The organism is Micromonospora sp. SD19, from assembly GCF_054462275.1.
Genome location: NZ_JBTLMN010000011.1, coordinates 71,611 through 89,868, shown reverse-complemented (window position 1 = coordinate 89,868; position 18,258 = coordinate 71,611). Strand labels below are relative to the sequence as shown.

The following is an 18,258-nucleotide window of genomic DNA, read 5'->3' as shown; positions in this document are numbered from 1 at the left end:
TACGATGTGGCAGTGACGCAGGAGGTGGGTCCCGCGGCGGGCGCACCGGTGGATCGCGCCGGTCTCGCCTTCGACGTGGTGCGCCGGATGGCGCACGTCACCGCCGCGCTGCGACACCGGCAGGGCTCCGCGTTCGCCGAGTTGGGCCTCACCCCGGCGGCGGCCCGGGCGTTGCAGGAGCTGGACCCGGATCACCCGCTGCCGGCCCGCGACCTCGCCGGTCAGCTGGGTTGCGACCGGTCGAACGTGACGGTGCTGGTCGACAAGCTGGAGCAGGCCGGGCTGGTCGAGCGCCGCACCGATCCCACCGACCGCCGGCAGAAGACGTTGCTGGTGACCGGGGAGGGTCGTGTCGTACGGGCCCGGGTGATCGAGGTGATGTCCGACTCCCGACTGCTGTCCGGGCTGACGGACGAGGAGCTGAACACCCTTCGTGACCTGGTCTGGAAGGTGTCCGACGGCGGCTGCCCGGAGTCCTGCGAGTCACAGTGAACGCACCCCGGCCGGCCGTGTCCCACTGGGCGAGCCGGGCTCCCGTCGGTAATGCTGTCCGACGTGACCACCCCGCAAGATCTCGACGACCGGTTCCGGGAGACGCTGGCGGCGCTGCCCGCCGCCGAGCGACGGCGTGACCCCGCCGACCCGGTCACCGACGACGCCCCACTGACCGGCGCGCAGCTGCTGGACCTGTTCGACGCACAGGTGACCAGCCGGCAACTCGACCTGGCCGGCCGCTGGTTGCGCAGCTTCGGGGAAGGCTTCTACACCATCGGTTCGGCCGGCCACGAGGGCAACGCCGCCGTCGCCGCCGCGCTGCGTCCCACCGATCCGGCGTTGCTGCACTACCGCTCGGGCGCGTTCTACTGCCTGCGCGCCGCCCAGGTCGCCGCCGATCCCGCGCCGAGCACCGAGCCGAGCACCGAGACCGAGTCGACCACCGAGACCGAGCCGACCTCCGCTCGGGTGCCCTCCGCCGACGCGGCGGTGTCCGAAGCGGAGCCGTCCGGGTCCGAGCGGGTCACCGGTGGCTTCACGGCGTACGCCGACGCGGCCCGGGACGTGCTGCGCGGGATGGTCGCCTCCAGCCTCGAGCCGATCGCCGGTGGCCGGCACAAGGTGTTCGGCCGCGCCGACCTGGCCATCGTGCCGACCACCTCCACCATCGCCTCGCACCTGCCCCGCGCCGTGGGCATGGGGCTCGCCGTGGAGCGGTTGCGCCGGCTGGACAGCGCCGGACGGCGTACCGGGGCCGGGGTGCGAGTCGGCAGCGGCGCCGGCGCCACACACGCCCCCTGGCCACCGGACGCGATAGTGGTCTGCTCGTTCGGCGATGCCTCGGTCAACCACGCCAGCGCCACCGCCGCGTTCAACACCGCCGGCTGGTACGACCACGCCGGATTGCGCATCCCGGTGCTCTTCGTCTGCGAGGACAACGGGTTGGGCATCAGCGTCCGCTCGCCGGAGGGCTGGGTCGAGGCGACCCTGCGGGCCAAGCCGGGCATCCGCTACTTCAGCGCGGACGGAAGCGACCCGGTGCAGACGTACGCGGTGGCGGCGGAAGCCGCGGCCTGGGTGCGCCGCAACCGGCGCCCGGCCGTGCTGCACCTGCGCACCGTGCGGCTGATGGGGCACGCCGGGGCGGACGCGGAGACCGCGTACCGGAGCCCGGCCGAGCTGGCCGAGGACCTGGACCGGGACCCGGTGGCCGGCACCGCGCGGCTGCTGGCCGCCGCCGGCGTGGCGACCGGTGCGGAACTGCTCTCCCGGTACGACGAGACCGGCTGGCAGGTCCGCCGGCTGGCCGAGGAGGTGCTGGGCGAGCCGAAGCTGGCCGGCGCGGCCGACGTGGTGTCGACGCTGGCGCCTCGCCGTCCGGTGCGGGTGGCGCGGGCGGTGGCCGACGCCGCGGCGCGGGCCAGCGGGCCGGGCGCGGCCGCCCGGGCGGAGGCGTTCGGCGGTAAGCCGCCGGAGCTGGCCGGCCCGATGACGTTGGCGCAGAGCATCAACGCCGCGCTCGCCGACGGGATGCTCGACCACCCGCAGATGGCGGTCTTCGGTGAGGACGTGGCCGCCAAGGGCGGCGTGTACGGGGTGACGAAGGGGCTGCGCGACCGGTTCGGGGCGGCCCGGGTCTTCGACACCCTGCTCGACGAGACGTCGGTGCTCGGGCTGGGCCTCGGTGCCGGGTTGGCCGGGATGCTGCCGGTGCCGGAGATCCAGTACCTGGCGTACCTGCACAACGCCGAGGACCAGCTGCGCGGTGAGGCGGCCACCATGCGGTTCTTCTCCCAGGGGGCGTTCCGCAACCCGATGGTGGTGCGGGTGGCCGGCCTGGCGTACCAGGAGGGGTTCGGCGGGCACTTCCACAACGACAACTCGGTGGCCGTACTCCGGGATGTGCCCGGTCTGGTGATCGCGGTGCCGGCGCGGCCGGACGACGCCGCGCCCATGCTGCGAACCTGTCTGGCGAGCGCGGCGGTGGACGGCAGTGTGTGCGTGTTCCTGGAACCGATAGCGCTCTACCACACCCGCGACCTGTACGCCGACGGTGACGGAGAGTGGCTGGCCGGCTATCCGGAGCCGGGCGGATGGGTGGCCGGTCACGTGCCGATCGGGCGGGCCCGGGTCTACCGCGTCGGGTCGGCCGACGACCTCACCATCATCACCTTCGGTAACGGGGTGCGGATGTCGCTGCGGGCCGCGGCCGTCCTCGCCGAGGAGGGGGTGGGCACCCGCGTGGTGGACCTGCGTTGGCTGGCCCCGCTGCCGGTGGCCGACATCATCCGGGAGTCCTCGGCGACCGGCCGGGTGCTGGTGGTGGACGAGACACGCCGCTCCGGCGGGGTCGGCGAGGGCGTGATCGCCGCGCTCGTCGACGCCGGATATGTCGGTGCCGCGCGGCGAGTGGCGGGAGTTGACTCGTTTGTACCATTAGGTCCGGCAGCACGTCACGTACTGGTCTCCGCGGAAGCCATTACCGACGGTGCCCGTACGCTGCTGGCACGGTAAATTCCGTTCCACCCGGTGCGCCACTTGCGCGCAGACCCACAAGTGTGTGGACTTTGCCTGACGGCGTCGCACCGACGCCGCGAGCAGGGACGAGATGAGGAGGCACGCGACAGTGAGCGCGACCGCTGGTCAGGCCGCCGACGGGGTACGCAGCCTGGCGGACCGGTTCGGGATCGAACCGGGGATGGTCGTCATGGAGATGGGGTACGACGACGACGTCGACCAGGATCTCCGAGACGCCCTGACCGACCGCTGTGGAGATCTGGTCGACGAGGACACCGACGAGGTGGTCGACGCGGTGCTGGTGTGGTACCGGGACGGCGACGGCGACCTCTTCGAGCTGCTCGTCGATGCCCTCGGCCCGCTGGCCGACAACGGCGTCGTGTGGCTGCTCACCCCCAAGGCGGGGCGCGAGGGGCACGTCGAGCCGAGCGAGGTCGCGGAGTCCGCGCCCACCGCTGGCCTTCAGCAGACCTCGACCGTGAACGCCGGCCGGGACTGGAGCGGCGCACGTCTGGTGCTGCGCCGAGGGGCCAAGGCCAAGAAGTAGCCAGCGCCGCTCTGCGCGCCCGACGGTCCGCCCACCGCCGGGTGGCAGGCCGCTGCCGTTCACCCGACTCGACCCGAGGAGAGTGCGCATGCTCATCGAGGTTGGTGCCGAGGCACCGGACTTCGTGCTCAAGGACCAGAACAACCAGGAGGTCCGACTGTCGGACTTCCGGGGCAGGCGCACCGTGCTGCTGGTCTTCTACCCGCTCGCCTTCACCGGCATCTGCCAGGGCGAGCTGAGCGAGATCCGAGACAACCTCGACGAGTACGTGAACGACGACGTCCAGGTGCTGACCGTCAGCGTCGACTCGGTCTACAGCCACAAGATCTGGGCCGACCGTGAGGGCTACCAGTTCCCGATGCTGGCCGACTTCTGGCCGCACGGTGCCGTCGCCCAGGCGTACGGGGTCTTCAACGACGTGGCCGGCTTCGCCAACCGGGGCACCTTCGTCATCGACAGGACCGGCGTGGTCCGCTTCGCCGAGATGAACGGTCCGGGCGAGGCCCGCGACCAGCAGGGTTGGCGCAAGGCCGTCGCCGAAGCGACCAACTGACCGGGGTACGCCGTGCACCCGGGTCGGTGGCGGGCAGGTAAGCTTGCCAGCCACCGGCCCGCCACGGGCGATCCGGGCGCGTAGCTCAGTGGGAGAGCACTCGCCTTACAAGCGAGGGGTCGCAGGTTCGAAACCTGCCGCGCCCACAACAGGCAAAACTCGGAGGGCGTGCAGCACGTTCCATACGCTTGATCGTTCAGCGAGCACTCGCTCAGCGAACCACCGGAGAGGCTCTGCGAGGCTGAGAGGGTGGAACAGTCTGCGTGGTTCGAGATTTCGGCGCTGGTGGCAGCAGCTCCGTATCCGGTGGAGGTGCTGCCGGCCGATCCTCAGCGGGCGGGAGCATGCCTGGGGGCTCTGGAAATCACGACCAGGTCGTGGCTCGGGGCGGTGGTGGTCAACAGCGGCGGGCTGGTAGTCGATCACGGTTGGCTCCGGGTGCTGGGCGGTGGGCACGACGGGCTGCCGGATGTGGCGGCCGAGATGGTCGCGGGAGTTGGTCGTCCGGTCGTCGCCTTCGATGTGATGGGCGGGCAGTTCGCGTGGTTGCAGGCGGAGCCGGGCGCGAGGCCGACGGTGCACTATTTCGGCCCGGAGGACCTGGCTTGGCAGGATCTTGAGCTTGGGTATGGCGAGTGGCTGGAGGCGATGCTCGCCGGTGCAGTGACGGGGTTTTATGAAGGCTTGCGGTGGCCGGGGTGGGAGGCCGAGGTTGCGGGCGTTGCCCTGGATCAGGGGATCAGCGCATTGCCACCGCCGTGGACCACGGAGGGCAAGGATCTCTCGATGGTGTCTCGCAAGCCGATCCGGCTTGCTGAACTCGTTTCGGTTCACCAGGAGTTCGCGCGTCAACTCGGCTCTCTCTAGATCATCGCCCCCGGGACGACGGGCCGAACCCGGCCTCATCGCGGCGTCCATCGGGCAGGCTCGTCGGTCATGCCGACCTGATCCGGGAGTCGGTGGACGGGCTCACCGGCGAGGACCCGACGCGGCCGGGTCCGGAGTGATCACGCCATGATGGGTGGGTGCAGGACACCGTCGCCGTCGCGCTGATCACCTCACTGTCCACCTTGGCCGCCGCCACCCTCACCGGGCTGGTCGGCGCGCTCAGCACCCGCCGGCAACTGGCCCACCAACTCACCGTCGCCCGGCAGGAGAGCGTCGAGCGGTGGGCGACGCGTCGGGACGAGTTGCGCCGCGACGCGTACGTCGGGTTTCTGGGCGCCTGCGACCAGGCGTACCGGCAGTTGGACCGGCGGTGGCTCGAACCCGGCGGGGGCGAGCCGGTGCCCGGCTTCGACGAGGCGTACGCGGCGATGCGCGCCGTCGACGAGGCGTACAACCTGGTGTTGCTGGAGGGCCCGGCGGAGGTCGCGGCGGTCGGCCGGGCCGTGTTGACCAGCCTCACCGCGGAGCACGCCGACCAGCGCCGCCTCGGTGACGAGCCGGGCGACCGGGGTGCGCCGCTGCGCGACCGGCACCGGGAGCGCTGGCTCGCGGCGATCGAGGTACGCACGAATCACCGGATCTCGTTCGTCGACGCGGTACGCCCGGTGCTGGGCCACGACGGCTGACGAGCCGGCATTGGGTTGGTTGAGCCCGGGGCGGCGTCGGATGGCGCCGACGCCGCCCGGGTGCTCAGCTGTTGAAGCCGCCGTCCACGTTGACCACCGCACCGGTCACGTAACCGGCCTCGGGGCTGGCCAGGTGCGCGACGGTGGCCGCGATGTCGGCGGGGCGGGCGTACCGGCCGACGGCGGTGAATCCGGTGATCGCCGCCGCGTTCGGCCCGTCCGCCGGGTTGGCGTCGGTGTCCGTCGGCCCCGGGCTGACCAGGTTGACGGTGATGTTTCGGGGACCCAGTTCCCGGGCCAGGCCCCGGGTCAGCCCGACCAGGGCGGACTTGCTCATCGCGTAGAGCGTCAGCCCGGGAAAGACCACCCGTTCACCGACGTTGCTGCCGATGCTGATGATCCGTCCGCCCTCGCCCAGGTGCCGCAGCGCCGCCCGCGCGGCGACGTACGGTGCCCGGATGTTGACCGCGACGGTCTGCTCCACCTCGGCCGAGCCAAGCTCGTCCATGGCGCCGACCGTGAACACCGCGGCGTTGTTCACCAGGATGTCCAGCCGACCCAGTTCGGCGGCTGTCCGGTCGACAGCGCCCTGCACGGCGGCCGGGTCGGCGCCGTCCGCCTGGATCGCCAGCGCCCGTCGGCCCAGCGCCTCGATCTGCTTCACCACTGTCGCGGCCCGCTCGGCGTCCTGCCGGTAGGTCAGCGCCACGTCGGCCCCGTCCTGGGCCAGACGCAGGGCGATGCCGGCCCCGATGCCCCGGGAACCTCCGGTCACCAGTGCGACCCTGTCGTTGAGTGTCGTCGTCATGCAAACGATCATCTGGCCGCGCGGCCTCGTCGTCTGGCGGCTATCGGACCCCTCGTTGCGACCCCCAGGTCCGATTCCCGCGATCCTCGACGGCCTGCGGACGTGGTGGGCCGCCATGATCCGCGCGACTTCACGGATCCTGCTGCCTCACCCGGCGACGAGACAGCAGGATCACCGAAGTTGCGCGGATCTTGCCAGGTGGGGGAGGGTGGAGCGAGCGATGCGGGGAGAGTGGTCGTGGAACTGGCAGGCATCGGCGCGGTGCTGTTCGACATGGACGGCACCCTGGTCGACTCCGACCCCGCCGTGGAGCGGGCCTGGGAGCGGTGGGCCGGCGAGTACGCCGTCGATCCGGCGGCGGCGTTGGCCATCGCGCACGGCAGCCCGGCCGACCGGACCATCCGCCGGCTGCTGCCCGCGCTCGACGACGACGCGGTCGCCACCGCTGCCGCGCGACAGTTGGCGTTGCAGTACGACGACCTGTCCGACGTGACAGCCACCCCCGGTGCGCACGAACTGCTGAACGTGCTGGCCCGACTGGGGTTGCCCTGGGCGGTGGTGACCAGCGCCGACGCGCGGCTCGCCGAGGCCCGGCTCGACGCCGCCGGCATCAAGGCGCCGGTGCTCGTCACGGTCGACGACGTCAGCGTCGGCAAGCCGGACCCGGAGGGCTACCTGCGGGGCGCGGCGCTGCTGGGCGTACCGGTGGCGCGGTGCCTGGTCGTCGAGGACGCCGAGGTCGGCCTGCGGGCCGGGCGGGCGGCCGGGGCGATGACCGCCGCGCTGAAAGGGCTCGACGGCGACCTGCGGCTGCACGACCTGACGCAGTTGGCCCGCCAACTGGACCCGCCGACGGCATCCTGACCCCGCCCGCCCTGGCGGTGAATCTGTTGGCGTGTCCAGGCCGGTTCTGCTGCACTGCCTGCTGGCGACGATGAAGGGGAGACGCGGTGGAGTTGACGTTGACGCCGATGACGGCGCCGGAGCTGGCCCGCCTGCTGGGGGCACTGGAGCAGGGGTACGCCGAGGACCTGGTGGCCCACCGGGGGATGACCCCGGAGGCGGCCCGTGAGCGGACGGTCACCCAGATCGGGGAGTCGCTGCCGGCCGGCGTGGACACCGAGGGCGTGTTGCTGCGGATGGCCCGGGTCGGTGACACCGAGGTCGGCTGGATCTGGGTGACCCTGCCGACGGCCGCCGCACCGAACCAGGCGTGGATCCACAACATCGAGGTGCACGAGGAGCACCGGGGACGCGGGTGCGCACGGCGGATGATCCAGCTCATCGAGGCCGAACTCGCCCAGCTCGGCGTGCCGGAGCTGGGTCTGAACGTCTTCGGTACGAACACCGTGGCGCTCGGCCTCTACCGCAGTCTGGGCTTCGAGGTCACCTCGCAGCAGATGGCGAAACGCGTCACCCCGGCGGGCTGAACCGCCGCCGACGCCGTGCACTGTCGGTCCTCCCGGCAGGACTGTTCACCTGCCCAGCGGGAAACCGGCGCGGACCGCACCTGGGGAGGAGCGACGGATGACGCACGGCGCCGGACTGACCATCGGTGTGCTCGGCTCGTACGGTGGGCGAAACCTCGGCGACGAGGCGATCCTCACCGGCCTGCTCACCGATCTGCGGACGCAGGAACCGAACGCCCGGATCATCGTCTTCTCCCGGAACCCGGAGCACACCCGGGCCGCGCACCCGGACGTCGAAGCGGTGCCGTGGGAGGGCGTGAGCCGTACCGACTCGGCCCTGGTCCTGGCCCAGCTCGACCTGCTCATCCTGGGCGGTGGCGGCATCCTCTACGACCGGGAGGCCCGCCGTTACCTGCGGGTGGTCCGGGTCGCCCAGGAGCGGGGCCTGCCACTGATCACGTACGCGGTGGGGGTCGGGCCGCTCAGCGACGGGGTGGACACCGGCATGGTCCGGGAAACGCTCTCCAGCGCGACTCAGGTGACCGTCCGGGACCAGGAGTCCCGGATGGTGCTGGAGGAGGCTGGCCTGCTCAACCCGATCACCGTCACCGCGGACCCGGCGTTCCTCCTGCAACCGGAGGAGTTCCCGGCCCACCTGCTGGCCGAGGAGGGGGTGCCGGTCGGCAAGCGGTTGGTCGGGATAAGCGTGCGGGAGCCGGGCCGGGCCGCCGAACGCCTCGACGTGGACGGTTACCACCGGCTGCTGGCCCAGATCGGTGATTTCCTGGTGCACCGGATCGACGCGTACGTGCTGTTCGTGCCCATGGAGCGGGACGACATCCGGCACGCCCACGGGGTGCTGTCGCACATGGTCGCCGCCGAGCGGGGTCGGATCCTGCACGGCACCTACTCCCCGCAGCAGGTGCTGGGGCTGATGCGCCACTTCGACCTGGCCGTCGGCATGCGCCTGCACTTCCTGATCTTCGCGGCGATGGTCGGTACGCCGTTCCTGCCCCTGCCGTACGCCGGAAAGGTCTTCGACCTGGCCCAGCGGCTCGGTGTGCCGGCGCTACGCGGTGTGGAGCGGGAGGTCGAGGGGCCGCTGCTGGCCGAGGTCGACCGACTGTGGGACGAGCGGGAGCAACGCGCCGACGCCACCGCGCGACGGGTGGCGGAGGTGTGCGAGCAGGCGCGGGGCACCTCGGAGGTCACCCGTGGCGTGTTGGAGAGTTTGCGCAGCCAGACCCTCACCCGGGTCTGAGCCGGCGGTCACACCGCCGGGCCGGTCCACCGGTAGCGCCACTCGCGGGCGTCCTCGCGGAAGTTCTCCAACTCGTAGATCTGCGCGTCGGCAAGCCCACCGGAGCCGAGGTGATGGTGGGTCAGCGGCGGGCGACCGTTGCTGTCGAGCTCGACGGTGATGGTCTGCCCGTCCGCCGTGCCGCCGACGAGAGGGATCTGCACGGAGGAAGCCATGCGCCCATCCTGCCCGGCGCAGCGCCCGCTCGCAGCGGATAGCGGGGCAGCGGGGTGACCGGCCCGTGGCTAGGGTCGGCGAATGGAGCAGACGATCGATCCCACGCTCGGTCCGGTGCTCGCCCGCACCGGCGACGAGCGCGCCGTGCTGACCTCGTTCCTCGACTTCCACCGGGCCGTGCTGCTGCGCAAACTGCGCGGTCTCTCCGACGCCGACGCCCGCCGCCGGCTGGTGCCCTCGGCGACCACGCTCGCCGGGCTGGTCAAGCACCTCACCCTCGTCGAGCGCAACTGGTTCCCGACCCTGTTGGCCCCCGAGCCCGGCGACGTCTACCTGACCTCCGAGGAGGACGCGGTCGCCAGCTTCATGCTCGACGACCAGGAGACCGTCGCCGGGCTCGTCGAGGCGTACGAGCGGGCCTGTGAGCGGTCCCGGGCGGTCGTCGCGAGCGTCGACCTCGACCACGTGGTGCCGCATCCGCAGCTCGGTGAGGTGTCGGTGCGGTGGATTCTGGTGCACCTGATCGAGGAGACGGCCCGGCACGCGGGCCACGCCGACATCCTGCGCGAGCTGACCGACGGCGAGTGCGGCGCGTTCTGAGCCCTGCCCGCCGTACGCCGTCGGCGCGGCGGCGTGCCGTCAACCGCTGGGCAGCAGGCCCGGCGGGTACTCCATCCCGTCATGGGCGCAGGCCGCGGCGGCGACCCGCGCCGCGTACCGGGCCGCGTCCGCCAGCGGCTCGCCACGCAACCGGGCGGCGATCAGCCCGGCCGCGAAGGCGTCGCCCGCCCCGTTGGTGTCAACCACCGGCGCGGGTGCGGTGGCGGGTGGCACCGGCGTCACCGTGCCGTCGCCCGGGAACAACTCGGCGCCGTCCGCGCCCCTGGTCACCAGCACTGTCCGGGGGGCCAGCGTGCCGGCGAGCGACGCGGCCCGGTCGCCCAGCCGCACCCCGCTCACCAGAACGAGGTCGGCAACGTCGGCGAACGGCCGATGGTAGGTGTTCTCGCCGTCCCAGTCGTGCAGGTCGGTGGAGAGCGCCACGCCTGCCGCAGTGGCAGCCCGCACGGCGGGCAGCAGCGGCACCGCCCAATCCATGATCGAGAGATGGACGTGCCGGGCGTCACGAACCAGCGCGGCCACCTCCGCGGCGGAGAACGGCGGGCCGCCCCGCCACGGGCGCGGGTCGTACAGCGACGTGCGTCGCCCACCCGGGTCCACGAGGTTCACCGAACGGCGGGTGCCGTCCGGGTTCTCGGCCAGCACCGCCGGAACCCCGGCCCGGGTCAGCGCCGCCCGGACCAGCTCACCGGCCGGGTCCGCGCCGAGGGTGTCCACCACCAGCACCCGCAGGCCGAGCGCCCGGGCGGCCAGCGCCACCCCGGCACCGGTGTTGCCGATCCGCAACTCGATCGGCTCGACGGTGTGGGAGTCGGCGACCGGCAACGGCAGCGCGGGCACCCGGACCCGCACATCCACCCCGAGCCCACCAAGAACCAGCAGATCGACCACGCCGCCGACGCTAGCCTGCTGCCGCGCGAGCCTCCAGGCCACGCGATCGTGCACTTTCTGCGGCGACAGAATGAGGCCTTCTTCGCAGAACACCAACACCAACTGCAAGATCACGCAGGTGGGGGTGTCGGTCCGGCCAGGTTGGGCCACCTATCCTGGTCGCGGGCGACGACGAGGGGGAACGGGTGCTGGTCATCCACGGGCTGTGGTTGCCCGACACCAGCTCGACCGGCGCCAGCTCGACAGGTGGCCTCGCCGTCTGGGCCGAGGACAGCGCGGCGCCGATTCCCGCTGCTCGTGCGGGCCGCCCGGCCCGGGACCGCCCGCACCCCTTCGCCGCCGGGCACACCGACCTGGCCGCCGTCCTCGCCGAGGCCGCCGAGCCGACCCGACCGGACACCGCGCTGCTCACCCTGCCCACCCGGGCGGGCGCGCCGACCGACTCACCTGAGCTGATCCGCACCACCGTCGCACCTGCGGCCCGCGGCCGGCTCACCCTGGCCAATTGGCGGGTGCCCATTCTGGTGTACGCCCCGGACGACGCCCTGTCGCTGCTGCACACCCTGGACGACATCCCGGCGGTGGCCGGGGCCACCCTGCGGCACCTCGCCGAGCTGGCCGACTTCGCCGCCGACCTGGTGACCCGTGGCCGGGTCCTGCCCGGCGTACGCACGACGCCGGACGACCAGCTGCCCGGCGCTGGTGCGACGCCGGACGACCAGCTGCCCGGTGCGACGGTGGGTGACCAGCCCCCCGGCGCTCGCGGAACGGTGGCGTCTTCCGGGGCTGCCGCGCGGGTGCCCGCGCAGGCGGTCTGGCGTCCGCTGCTGACCGGCACCGATGCCGCCTGGGCGCGATCGCTGGCGCTGGCCCTGCCACCCGCCGCCCGCGCCGCCGTCCTGCCGGCCACTGCCGCCGGCTCGCCAACGCCTACCCCCGCCGCTGCTGCTCAACGGTCCGACGAGAGTGCTGCCGCTGCTGGTCAGCGGACCGGTGAGAGTGCCGCCGCAGCGACCGCCGGTTCTGGTGACCGTGAGCTGACCGCCGCCGCGCTGGTCGCGGACGCGCTCGACGCGTTGACCGACGCCGCCGCGCGGGCCGCGCTGGCGACCACCACGCTGGCCCGGGGGCTGCGCCCGGGTGGTCCGGCGCCGGCCTGGTTGGCCGCGCTCGCCGGCCCGCAGCGGGACTTCACCATCGACCCGGCCGGGCTGGCCACGCTCGGCGCGGAACTGGACGCCTGGCAGCGCGACGCCGCCGGGGGCCCGGTGCGGGCCAGCTTCCGACTGGTCGAGCCGGCCCCCGACGAGGTCACCGAACCGTTCCTGGCCACCCGGCCAGCACCGGCCGACTCCACCCGGGCACTGGCCGACTCCGCGCGGGCACCGGTCGACTCCGCGCCGGTGCCGGTCGGGTCGGCCGGTGGCGGCCGGTGGCGGCTGGAGTTCGGGTTGCAGGCCGCAGACGAGCCTGGCCTGCACGTCGACGCCGGGGAGGTCTGGCGCGGGCCGCAGACACCCGGTGGCCTGGCGGGCCGGACGGCCAGCCCGCAGGAGACCCTGCTCGCCGAGTTGGGCCGGGCCAGCCGGCTCTGGCCGGACCTGGACGCCGCGTTGCGGACCGCCGCCCCGGAGGCGATGGAACTCGACGTCGAGGGAGCCCACCGGTTCCTCAGCGCGGGCGCCCCGGTGCTGCACGCGGCCGGCTTCGGGGTGCTGCTGCCGTCCTGGTGGCAGCGTCCGTCGGCGCGCCTGGGTGCCCGGTTGCGGGCCCGCAGCCGTACCGCGCCGGGCACGGTCGGTGGCGTCGACGCCGGCGTCGGTCTGGACGCCCTGGTCGACTACCGCTGGGAGATCGCCCTCGGCGACCAGCCGCTCTCCGCCGAGGAGTTGGCGGTGCTGGCCGAGATGAAGACCCCGCTGGTCCGGCTGCGCGGCCGGTGGGTGGAGTTGGACCCGGGGCGGCTCGCCGCCGGTCTGCGCCTGCTCCGCTCCGCCGGCGAGCTGACCGTCGCCGACCTGCTCCGCCTCGGGCTGGCCGACGGCGAGGCCACCGGCGCGCTGCCGGTGCTGGAGGTGACCGCCGACGGGGCGCTGGGCGACCTGCTCGCCGGCGCGGTCGAGCGGCGGCTCACCCCGCTGGACCCGCCCCCGGGCTTTGAGGGGACGCTGCGGCCGTACCAGCAGCGTGGACTGGCCTGGCTGGCCTTCCTGCGCTCCCTCGGCCTGGGCGGTGTGCTCGCCGACGACATGGGGCTGGGCAAGACTGTGCAACTGCTCGCGCTGCTCGCCGGGGACCCACCGGAGGCCGGGCCGACGCTGCTGGTCTGTCCGATGTCGCTGGTCGGCAACTGGCAGCGGGAGGCCGCGCGGTTCACCCCGGGGCTGCGGGTGCACGTACACCATGGTGCCGAGCGGGCGCGGGGGGCGGAGTTCACCGCGGCCGCGCACGGCGCGGACCTGGTCCTCACCACCTACTCGGTGGCCGCCCGCGACGCCGCCGACCTGGCCGGCATCGACTGGCACCGGGTGGTGGTGGACGAGGCGCAGGCGATCAAGAACGCGTCGACGCGGCAGGCCGAGGCGGTCCGGGCGCTGCCCGCCCGGCAGCGGGTGGCGGTCACCGGTACGCCGGTGGAGAACCGCCTCGCCGACCTCTGGTCGATCATGCAGTTCGCCAACCCGGGCCTGCTCGGGCCGGCCGCGACGTTCCGCAAGCGGTTCGCCGAGCCGATCGAGCGGCACGGCGACGCCGAGGCCGCCGAGCGCCTGCGTCGGATCACCGGGCCGTTCGTGCTGCGCCGGCTCAAGACCGACTCGTCGATCATCTCCGACCTGCCGGAGAAGCTGGAGATGGAGGTGCTCTGCAACCTCACCGCCGAGCAGGCCGCGCTGTACCGGGTGGTGGTCGACGACATGCTCGCCCGGATCGAGACCAGCGACGGCATCGAGCGACGCGGTCTGGTGCTGGCCACCATGACCCGGCTCAAGCAGGTCTGCAACCACCCCGCCCAACTGCTGCGCGACGGCTCGCCGTTGGAGGGCCGTTCCGGCAAGCTGGCCCGGCTCACCGAGATCCTGGAGGAGGTGCTGGCGGCGGGGGAGCGGGCGCTGCTGTTCACCCAGTACGCCGAGTTCGGCGCGATGTTGCGCGGTCACCTGTCGGCGCGCTTCGGCCGGGAGGTGCTGTTCCTGCACGGTGGCGTCGGCAAGGCCGAGCGGGACACCCTGGTGCAGCGCTTCCAGTCGGCGGAGGGTCCGCCGCTGTTCGTCCTGTCCCTCAAGGCCGGCGGCACCGGGCTGACGCTGACCGCCGCGAACCACGTGGTGCATGTGGACAGGTGGTGGAACCCGGCGGTCGAGGACCAGGCCACCGACCGGGCGTTCCGCATCGGGCAGCGCCGACGGGTGCAGGTCCGCAAGTTCGTCTGCGCCGGCACTGTCGAGGAGAAGGTGGCCGCGCTGATCGCCGACAAGCGCAGCCTCGCCGAGCGGGTCGTCGGCACCGGCGAGCAGTGGATCACCGAGCTGTCCACCGGCCAGTTGCGGGACCTGTTCGCCCTGGAGGCCGGGGCGGTGGTGGAGTGAGCGAGCGGAGCGAGCGAACCGTCAGGCACAGCCAATTTGTGCCTCGCGTCGGCACGGAGCGCAGCGGAGTGCCGACGTGAGCGACTTCGCCGACTACGGGCGTCCCCGCCGGGTCGACGGGGGTCTGCGGGCCCGCAGCGCCCGGGGCGCCATCGGCCGGTCCTGGTGGTCGCGGCGTTTCCTGGAGGTGCTGGAGTCGTTCGCGCTCGGCACCCGGTTGACCCGGGGCCGGTCGTACGCGCGGGCCGGTCAGGTGCTCACACTCGACATCACACCCGGGCGGGTCAGCGCGGTGGTGCAAGGCTCCCGGCCGCAGCCGTACCAGGTGTCGATCGGGGTGCGGCCGTTCCCGGCCGCGCTCTGGTCCCGAATCGAGGACGAGCTGGCCGGGCAGGCGTTCTTCAGCGCCCGGCTGCTCGCCGGGGACCTCCCCGACGAGTTGGAGGAGCTGTTCGCCGCCGCCGGCGCGCCGCTGTTCCCGGCGGCCGTCGACGAGCTGACCCAGCGCTGCAACTGCCCCGACTTCGCGGTGCCCTGCAAGCACCTCGCGGCGACGTTCTACCTGCTGGCCGAGGCGTTCGACGCGGACCCGTTCGAGCTGTTGCACTGGCGCGGTCGGTCCCGCGCGGAGTTGCTCGACGAACTCCGCGCCCGCCGGGCGGCGGCCACCGGTGTCACCCCACCGCCCCCGCCGGTCGACGAACCGTCCGAACCGGACGGTGCCGGGTCGGCGGTGGACGTCCGGACGCCGGTCGGTGCCGCCCGTGCGCTCGCCGGGCTGTCGGCGACGCCGTTGGCCGAGGCGGCGGACCGGTTCTGGTCGGCGCCGGTGCCGCTGCCGGACCGGCCGCCCCGACTGGTGACCGGCACCGACCTGCTGCTGCGCCAGCTCGGAGCGCCGGCCGCGACCATCGGTGGGCCGGGAACGCTCGAACGGTTGCGTCGCGCGTACCGGGCGTTCGGCCCGGCCGACCGGTGAGCCGTCCCGTCGAGCGGTGGAGCAGTCATGTCCAGCGGCGGCGGAACCGCCACATGATCGCGGCGTTGGCCACCAGCACCACCGCGCAGATCGCGCCGGTGAGCCGACCGGCGAATACGGCTATCGCCGGCAGTGACGCCCACAGCACGATGGTCAACAACATCAGGTAGCGGCCCCTGCGGGCCCGAACCCGGTGGTCCAGCTTCTTGAAGAAGGCCGGGTCACTTTCCCGGAGCTGACGGGTGATCTGGTCGAATCTGCGCTGATCCTCTTTGCTGAGCATGGCGCTGCCTTCCCCTCACGCGTTCAGCGGTTCGGCGGCATACCCGCTGCGGTGGCGGCTCACGCTCGCCCGTTGCTGCTACTTTTCCTCCACGCGAGCGCCCCTCATGTCCGGCTTACCCGGACCTTAAGTTTGTCTTTGGTGGTGAACGGCGCCGAAAGTGTCGGCTACGGGCAAGTGGTCCGATCCGTACTCGGCTGACGCGCGTACGCCCTGCTGGGAGAGTCTGCGGTCGGCCACCGCCCACCGCCCGCCGCGAAGGCAGCACTGAACGCTGTCTTAAGTGCCCTCACGGGTGTGTTCCGGCCACCTTGAAGGGCCCTGGGGCCTTGGTTACTTTGCCGTAGCAACTCCCTCAGGCAACAGTCGCCGCACTGCCGCACCTGCCCGGTAGCAGCTTCCGGCGCTCATCAGAAATCGGGATTGGTACATGGCCGACCAGAATGTGCCACCACGTCGACCGCGGGACGACCGCGGTTGGGACGGACGCCAGCACCACAACGCTGACGGCTACGGCGACCCCCACCCGCCCGCGCCCTACGGCTACGATTCGCCCCACCAGCAGCAGGGCGGCTACGCCGCGCCGGTCGACCCGCGTGAGCAGTACGCCGGGCAACCGGCCCCCGCGCCCCGCGGTCCGCAGTGGATCGGGCCGGAGGGCCTCGGCCGCCCGGCTCCGGCCCGCCCGGCCGGCACCGGACTGCCCACCCTCGACGACGACGACGATCCGGGTCGCAAGGTCGGCCGACGCAAGGCGATGGTGGCCCTCGGCGGCACCGCCGCCGTCGTCGCCGGTGGCGCGGCGCTCGCCATGACCCCGCAGTTGCGAGGCCTCTTCGGCGACGAGGCGGTGGCCGGCGACGCGACCGGCAGCACGGTCACCGACGGCACCGCGGCACGGCCCAGCGGCCAGCAGCCCAGCACGGTGCGTACCTACACCGAGCAGAACGAGAGCTACATGGGCTCGCGCGCCGGTGAGGCGCTGAAGAAGAACGCGCCGGCCGGTGGGCGCACCTACTCCGGCCCGGCCGCCGCGGCGGCGGCGACGAAGGTGACGGTGAAGACGGTCCTGGCCAAGGACCCGATCCTGCACCTGGCCCGGCGCGCCACCTTCGGCGTGACGCCCGCGCTGCTCGCCGACATCAAGCGCGAGGGCATGGACGCCTGGATCCGGGCCCAGCTGGACCCGGACAAGTTGGAGCCGAGCAAGGGTGAGCTGAAGCTCGCCGAGCTGCCGACCCAGAAGCTCTCCACGCAGCAGCTGCGTGACCAGCGGGACAAGCTCAACGAGCAGGGTGCCCAGCCGGAGCAGGAGATGGTCGACGCCACCATCGCCCGGCAGATCTGGTCCAAGCGCCAACTGTTCGAGGTGATGGTCGACTTCTGGAACGACTTCCTGCACGTCGCCGCGGACTTCGACGGCGGCGAGGTGTACCGCTCCTCGTTCGACCAGGACGTCATCCGCAAGCACGCCCTGGGCAGCTACCCGGAGATGCTGGTCGCCGCGAACAAGCACCCCGCGCTGCTGATCTACCTGAACCAGAAGGACTCCCGCAAGGACGCCATCAACGAGAACCTCGCCCGGGAGAACCTCGAGCTCTACTCGGTCGGCGTCGACGGCGGCTACAAGGAGCCGGACGTCCGGCAGGCCGCCATGCTCCAGACCGGCCGTGGGGTCCAGGACGGCAAGTACGTCTTCCGCCCCGAGCAGCACTACGTCGGCAAGGTGAAGATCCTCGGGTTCACCCACGCGAACAACTCGGCCGACCCGAAGAAGGCCGAAGCGGCCATCGACGCGTACATCACCTACATCGCGACGCACCCGTCGACGGCGAAGTACGTGGCGCAGAGCCTGGCCACCCGGTTCGTCTCGGACACCCCGCCCAAGTCCCTGGTGGACCGGCTGGCCAAGACGTACACCACCAACAAGGGCATGATCAAGCCGGTCCTGATGACGCTCTTCTGCTCCTCGGAGTTCTGGGCCGGTGTGGGCCAGAAGGTGCGCCGGCCGATGGAGTACCTGGTGGCCACGTACCGCACCCTGGGCGTCTCGCCCGAGGCGTCGCCGAAGCACAACAACGGCGACAGCAAGCGCACCGCGTACGCCCGGGGGCTGCGCCAGATCAACGACAAGCTGCGCGAGTTGGGCCACTACCCGATGGGCCAGCCCACTCCGGACGGCTACCCGGACGTCTACGTCGCCTGGACCTCGGCCGGCACCATGGTCAACGGCTGGAACGAGGCGGGCGAGATCCTGGCCGGCTACCGCACCACGTTCACGTACACCGCGCCGGAGAAGCTGGTCGCCAAGCCGCCGGCGACGGCCGGGGCGTACGTGGACGCGCTCTCCCTGCGGCTGGTGGGCCAGAAGTTCAGCACGCGGGAGAAGAACCTCATCCTCGGCGTGGCCGGTGTGGCGGCGACCGCCAAGGTCGACGCCACGTTCAACGGGGCCATCACCGCCGTCGCGCGGGCGATCCTCGCTTCCCCCCAGCACCACCTCCGGTGAGGCACCCG

15 protein-coding genes, 1 tRNA gene and 4 pseudogenes are annotated in these 18,258 nt (G+C 72.6%); 16 read left to right on the top strand and 4 right to left on the bottom strand.

Features of this window, described 5'->3' with window-relative positions:
- The first annotated feature begins 87 nt into the window (after nucleotides 1–87).
- The 8 genes and pseudogenes from ACX27O_RS28135 (at nucleotide 88) to ACX27O_RS28100 (ending at nucleotide 5,686) form a co-directional block, all read left to right on the top strand.
- A complete protein-coding gene (locus ACX27O_RS28135) occupies nucleotides 88–492 on the top strand; it encodes a MarR family winged helix-turn-helix transcriptional regulator (protein WP_245233577.1) in 405 nt (134 codons plus the stop codon).
- Nucleotides 493–543: 51 nt separating this feature from the next.
- Nucleotides 544–915 (top strand): annotated as a pseudogene (locus ACX27O_RS28130) (transketolase); the annotation flags it as partial.
- Between the two features lie 117 nt (nucleotides 916–1,032).
- Nucleotides 1,033–3,009 (top strand): annotated as a pseudogene (locus tag ACX27O_RS28125) (transketolase C-terminal domain-containing protein); the annotation flags it as partial.
- Between the two features lie 112 nt (nucleotides 3,010–3,121).
- The gene (locus tag ACX27O_RS28120; RefSeq protein WP_030330240.1) at nucleotides 3,122–3,559 is read left to right on the top strand and encodes a DUF3052 domain-containing protein; all 438 of its coding nucleotides are present in this window, start codon (nucleotides 3,122–3,124) and stop codon (nucleotides 3,557–3,559) included.
- A gap of 88 nt (nucleotides 3,560–3,647) precedes the next feature.
- Entirely contained in the window at nucleotides 3,648–4,112 is a 465-nt protein-coding gene (locus ACX27O_RS28115) for a peroxiredoxin (RefSeq protein WP_030330239.1), read from the top strand.
- A 74-nt stretch (nucleotides 4,113–4,186) separates the two neighbouring features.
- Nucleotides 4,187–4,258, top strand: a tRNA-Val gene (locus tag ACX27O_RS28110).
- A gap of 103 nt (nucleotides 4,259–4,361) precedes the next feature.
- On the top strand, nucleotides 4,362–4,979 hold the full coding sequence (locus ACX27O_RS28105; RefSeq protein WP_458940360.1) for a DUF2625 family protein: 618 nt from the start codon (nucleotides 4,362–4,364) through the stop codon (nucleotides 4,977–4,979).
- A gap of 158 nt (nucleotides 4,980–5,137) precedes the next feature.
- Nucleotides 5,138–5,686: a hypothetical protein gene (locus tag ACX27O_RS28100; RefSeq protein WP_030330235.1), complete on the top strand. Its 549-nt coding sequence runs from the start codon at nucleotides 5,138–5,140 to the stop codon at nucleotides 5,684–5,686.
- Between the two features lie 64 nt (nucleotides 5,687–5,750).
- On the opposite strand, the gene ACX27O_RS28095 is transcribed toward ACX27O_RS28100, so the two are convergent.
- Nucleotides 5,751–6,494 (bottom strand): 3-oxoacyl-ACP reductase family protein, encoded by a 744-nt coding sequence (locus ACX27O_RS28095; protein ID WP_358128955.1) that lies wholly within the window; start codon nucleotides 6,492–6,494, stop codon nucleotides 5,751–5,753.
- A gap of 237 nt (nucleotides 6,495–6,731) precedes the next feature.
- Here ACX27O_RS28095 and ACX27O_RS28090 point away from each other — a divergent pair, with 237 nt between their 5' ends.
- The 3 genes from ACX27O_RS28090 (at nucleotide 6,732) to ACX27O_RS28080 (ending at nucleotide 9,164) form a co-directional block, all read left to right on the top strand.
- On the top strand, nucleotides 6,732–7,358 hold the full coding sequence (locus ACX27O_RS28090) for an HAD-IA family hydrolase (RefSeq protein ID WP_458940359.1): 627 nt from the start codon (nucleotides 6,732–6,734) through the stop codon (nucleotides 7,356–7,358).
- Between the two features lie 86 nt (nucleotides 7,359–7,444).
- Nucleotides 7,445–7,924, top strand: a complete 480-nt coding sequence (locus tag ACX27O_RS28085; protein ID WP_458940358.1) for a GNAT family N-acetyltransferase — start codon at nucleotides 7,445–7,447, stop codon at nucleotides 7,922–7,924.
- Between the two features lie 97 nt (nucleotides 7,925–8,021).
- Nucleotides 8,022–9,164, top strand: a complete 1,143-nt coding sequence (locus tag ACX27O_RS28080) for a polysaccharide pyruvyl transferase family protein (RefSeq protein WP_210862143.1) — start codon at nucleotides 8,022–8,024, stop codon at nucleotides 9,162–9,164.
- A gap of 8 nt (nucleotides 9,165–9,172) precedes the next feature.
- On the opposite strand, the gene ACX27O_RS28075 is transcribed toward ACX27O_RS28080, so the two are convergent.
- Complete coding sequence (locus tag ACX27O_RS28075) at nucleotides 9,173–9,379, bottom strand: hypothetical protein (RefSeq protein WP_030330229.1); 207 nt, start codon at nucleotides 9,377–9,379, stop codon at nucleotides 9,173–9,175.
- 82 nt (nucleotides 9,380–9,461) lie between these two features.
- Here ACX27O_RS28075 and ACX27O_RS28070 point away from each other — a divergent pair, with 82 nt between their 5' ends.
- The gene (locus tag ACX27O_RS28070) at nucleotides 9,462–9,980 is read left to right on the top strand and encodes a DinB family protein (protein WP_396820353.1); all 519 of its coding nucleotides are present in this window, start codon (nucleotides 9,462–9,464) and stop codon (nucleotides 9,978–9,980) included.
- Nucleotides 9,981–10,019: 39 nt separating this feature from the next.
- On the opposite strand, the gene ACX27O_RS28065 is transcribed toward ACX27O_RS28070, so the two are convergent.
- A complete protein-coding gene (locus ACX27O_RS28065) occupies nucleotides 10,020–10,892 on the bottom strand; it encodes a carbohydrate kinase family protein (protein ID WP_458940357.1) in 873 nt (290 codons plus the stop codon).
- Between the two features lie 185 nt (nucleotides 10,893–11,077).
- On the opposite strand from ACX27O_RS28065, the pseudogene ACX27O_RS28060 reads away from it, so the two are divergent.
- The 3 genes and pseudogenes from ACX27O_RS28060 to ACX27O_RS28050 all read left to right on the top strand — a co-directional run.
- Nucleotides 11,078–12,200 (top strand): annotated as a pseudogene (locus tag ACX27O_RS28060) (ATP-dependent helicase); the annotation flags it as partial.
- Nucleotides 12,201–12,307: 107 nt separating this feature from the next.
- Nucleotides 12,308–14,479 (top strand): annotated as a pseudogene (locus ACX27O_RS28055) (DEAD/DEAH box helicase); the annotation flags it as partial.
- A 34-nt stretch (nucleotides 14,480–14,513) separates the two neighbouring features.
- Nucleotides 14,514–15,458: an SWIM zinc finger family protein gene (locus ACX27O_RS28050; RefSeq protein WP_458940409.1), complete on the top strand. Its 945-nt coding sequence runs from the start codon at nucleotides 14,514–14,516 to the stop codon at nucleotides 15,456–15,458.
- Between the two features lie 25 nt (nucleotides 15,459–15,483).
- Here ACX27O_RS28050 and ACX27O_RS28045 read toward each other — a convergent pair whose 3' ends face one another.
- The gene (locus tag ACX27O_RS28045; RefSeq protein ID WP_030330224.1) at nucleotides 15,484–15,741 is read right to left on the bottom strand and encodes a DUF3040 domain-containing protein; all 258 of its coding nucleotides are present in this window, start codon (nucleotides 15,739–15,741) and stop codon (nucleotides 15,484–15,486) included.
- Nucleotides 15,742–16,171: 430 nt separating this feature from the next.
- Between ACX27O_RS28045 and ACX27O_RS28040 the strand changes: the two genes are divergently transcribed.
- Nucleotides 16,172–18,250, top strand: a complete 2,079-nt coding sequence (locus ACX27O_RS28040) for a DUF1800 domain-containing protein (RefSeq protein ID WP_210860898.1) — start codon at nucleotides 16,172–16,174, stop codon at nucleotides 18,248–18,250.
- Nucleotides 18,251–18,258: the final 8 nt, after the last annotated feature.

Excerpts from the sequence above, each read along its gene's own strand:
- ACX27O_RS28040 (WP_210860898.1), top strand. The coding sequence starts at position 16,172 with ATGGCCGACCAGAATGTGCCACCACGTCGACCGCGGGACGACCGCGGT.
- ACX27O_RS28095 (WP_358128955.1), bottom strand. The coding sequence starts at position 6,494 with ATGACGACGACACTCAACGACAGGGTCGCACTGGTGACCGGAGGTTCC.
- ACX27O_RS28075 (WP_030330229.1), bottom strand. The coding sequence starts at position 9,379 with ATGGCTTCCTCCGTGCAGATCCCTCTCGTCGGCGGCACGGCGGACGGG.
- ACX27O_RS28045 (WP_030330224.1), bottom strand. The coding sequence starts at position 15,741 with ATGCTCAGCAAAGAGGATCAGCGCAGATTCGACCAGATCACCCGTCAG.
- ACX27O_RS28080 (WP_210862143.1), top strand. The coding sequence starts at position 8,022 with ATGACGCACGGCGCCGGACTGACCATCGGTGTGCTCGGCTCGTACGGT.
- ACX27O_RS28115 (WP_030330239.1), top strand. The coding sequence starts at position 3,648 with ATGCTCATCGAGGTTGGTGCCGAGGCACCGGACTTCGTGCTCAAGGAC.
- ACX27O_RS28135 (WP_245233577.1), top strand. The coding sequence starts at position 88 with ATGGCGCACGTCACCGCCGCGCTGCGACACCGGCAGGGCTCCGCGTTC.
- ACX27O_RS28070 (WP_396820353.1), top strand. The coding sequence starts at position 9,462 with ATGGAGCAGACGATCGATCCCACGCTCGGTCCGGTGCTCGCCCGCACC.